This window comes from Streptomyces sp. P5F9 (assembly GCF_057961495.1).
In genome coordinates this window covers 1-2,130 of sequence record NZ_JBXVPZ010000823.1, presented here as the reverse complement: position 1 = coordinate 2,130, position 2,130 = coordinate 1, and the positions used below count along the sequence as shown (strand labels likewise).

At 71.4% G+C, this 2,130-nt stretch carries 3 protein-coding genes; all 3 read left to right on the top strand.

All coding sequences use genetic code 11. The features are described from left to right. Positions 1 to 1,088 (top strand): glycoside hydrolase family 18 protein (locus tag AC31A1_RS50560; RefSeq protein ID WP_489659776.1); only part of this gene is annotated, 1,088 nt, incomplete at its 5' end. Between the two features lie 82 nt (positions 1,089 to 1,170). Next, positions 1,171 to 1,464 (top strand): hypothetical protein, encoded by a 294-nt coding sequence (locus AC31A1_RS50555; protein WP_489659775.1) that lies wholly within the window; start codon positions 1,171 to 1,173, stop codon positions 1,462 to 1,464. Continuing rightward, on the top strand, positions 1,461 to 2,130 hold a 670-nt coding region (locus AC31A1_RS50550), incomplete at its 3' end, for a phosphotransferase (protein ID WP_489659774.1). The genes AC31A1_RS50555 and AC31A1_RS50550, both read left to right, overlap by 4 nt.

Below are 2,130 nucleotides of genomic sequence, written 5' to 3'. Positions count from 1 at the left end.
ATTCACCCGAGGTCGCCGACGGTGGCGTACCCCCACAAGGGCCACCCGCATCCGACGACGAAAGTAGTACGGGTGGGCGGGGTGGGAAAACCAAGTGGGTTCGGCGGAGCCTCGTCGCGCTTGTGCTTGCCCTGTTGCTGCCTGCCCTCGGCGCCGAGATCGCCCTCCGCGTGAACTACACCGGCGAGCTGTCCGACGGCACGTACACCCGGGGCCAGGACGCGATCTGGCTGGGCCACGCGTGGGTGGACGGGCGCAAGACCGACGCGGACTTCGCAGTGCTGGCCGGGCGGCTGAAAAGCACCGGTATCCGCGACCTGTACGTCCATTCAGGCCCCCTGGAGCACGACGGCACCCTCCCGGAGTCGGACTATCCCAGGGCGGCCTGGTTGATCGAGTCGGTGCACAGGGCACTGCCCGGGGTCCGGGTCCAGGCCTGGCTGGGTGACAAGCTCGCCACCGAGAGCCCGGACGGCCTGCGCCTGCAACGCGCGGCGACCCGCACCGCGATCGTCGCCTCCACCCGCCAGATCCTCGCCGCCGGCTTCGAGGGCGCCCACTTCGACCTGGAACCCCTCCACTCCGGCGACGCCAACTACCTCGACCTCCTCGACAGACTCCACGAGGTCACCCGGGCCCACGACGCCCAACTCTCCGTCGCCGCCCACCAGATCGACCCGCTCCCCGCCTTCCACTCCTTCTGGGGCACCGTCACCAACCACCCCAAGTGGTGGTCGCAGGCGTACTTCGGACAGGTCGCCCGCCGCGTGGACCAGATCGCCGTCATGTCGTACGACACGATGCAGCCCCTGCAGAGCCTCTACGGCGGCTACGTTGCCCAACAGACCTCACTCGCCCTGGAGGTCACCCCGGACTCCACCGACCTCCTCATGGGCCTGCCCTTCTTCCACGAGAACCGCTTCGGCCACCGCGGCGCCGCCGAGACCGTCCCCGCCGCCGTACGCGGCGTCCGCCTCGGCCTGTCCCGCACGGACGCGGACCGTACGAACTTCGGTGTCGCCCTGTACGTCGACTTCGCGGCGACGGAGGCGGACTGGACGGCGTACCGGGAGGGGTGGGTGCGCTGAGCGCGCGCTCAAGTGCGGTGAAAACGCTGTGCTGTTCACAGCTGTGGGTGCGATGATCTGTCGAATCCGATGGGGGTGGGCGATGTTGTGGACGATGCTGGCCGCGGTGGCCTGGCTGATCATGGCGGCGATCGGAGTCGTCGCGGTGACGACCGGCCGGCTGCTGCCGATGGTGCGCGGCTGGGTCGTACGGCCGGAGTTGTGGGGATACGGCGTGCTGATCGCGGCGCTGGGCATGGGGACGGGGATGTCCCTGCACTGGTGGGCAGACTCCCTGGCCATGGACAACGCGGGCGCGGCGACGGCGCTCGCCCTGATCATCCTCGGCGGTGTGCTGCAGTCGCGTTCCCGTCGCCCCGCGCCCGCGTCCCTGTGACCGCCACCCGCAAGGCCCTCACCCGCGACGACCTGGCACCTCTGGCCCGCGCCGCTCTCGGCCGCACCCCGACGGCTGTCACCCGTGTCCGGGGCGGCTCGAAGAAGGGCGTCTACCGTCTCGCCTTCCAGGACGGTTCGACCGCTGTGGCCTACGTCTGGTCCCCGGACGAGGACCTCTGGGACGCCGGCCCCGGCGACCCCCGCGACCCCTTCTCCCACGCCTCCGGACTCACCCTCTTCACCGCGGCGGCGAACCGCCTCGCCGCGGCCGGCGTCCGCGCCCCCCGCCTCCTCCACGCCGACCCCACGCACACCCACCTCCCGGCGGACGTGGCGATCGTCGAGGACCTCCCGGGCGGCACCCTGGAGGACCTGCTGAACGGCGCCCCGGCCGCCCTGAAGGCGGAGGTGCTGGCGCGGATGACGGCTCTGCTCACCACCCTGCACGCCTGCACGGGCCCGCGCTTCGGGAAGGTCGCGGTCGTCGACAAGGGCGGTTCCTCGTACGGCGGTTCGTGCGAGGCGGTCGTAGTCGAACGAGCCCTGAGCGACCTCGACGAACTACCGGCACGCGACCCACGAGCAGCCGCCGCCCACCCCCAACTGTCCGATGCGATAAGGACGTTGGCCGCCCAGGTCCGCCCCCGCACCGAGCCCCCCACCC

Bases quoted from the DNA above. Each gene is read 5' to 3' on its own strand.
- AC31A1_RS50555 (WP_489659775.1), top strand. From the start codon at position 1,171: ATGTTGTGGACGATGCTGGCCGCGGTGGCCTGGCTGATCATGGCGGCG.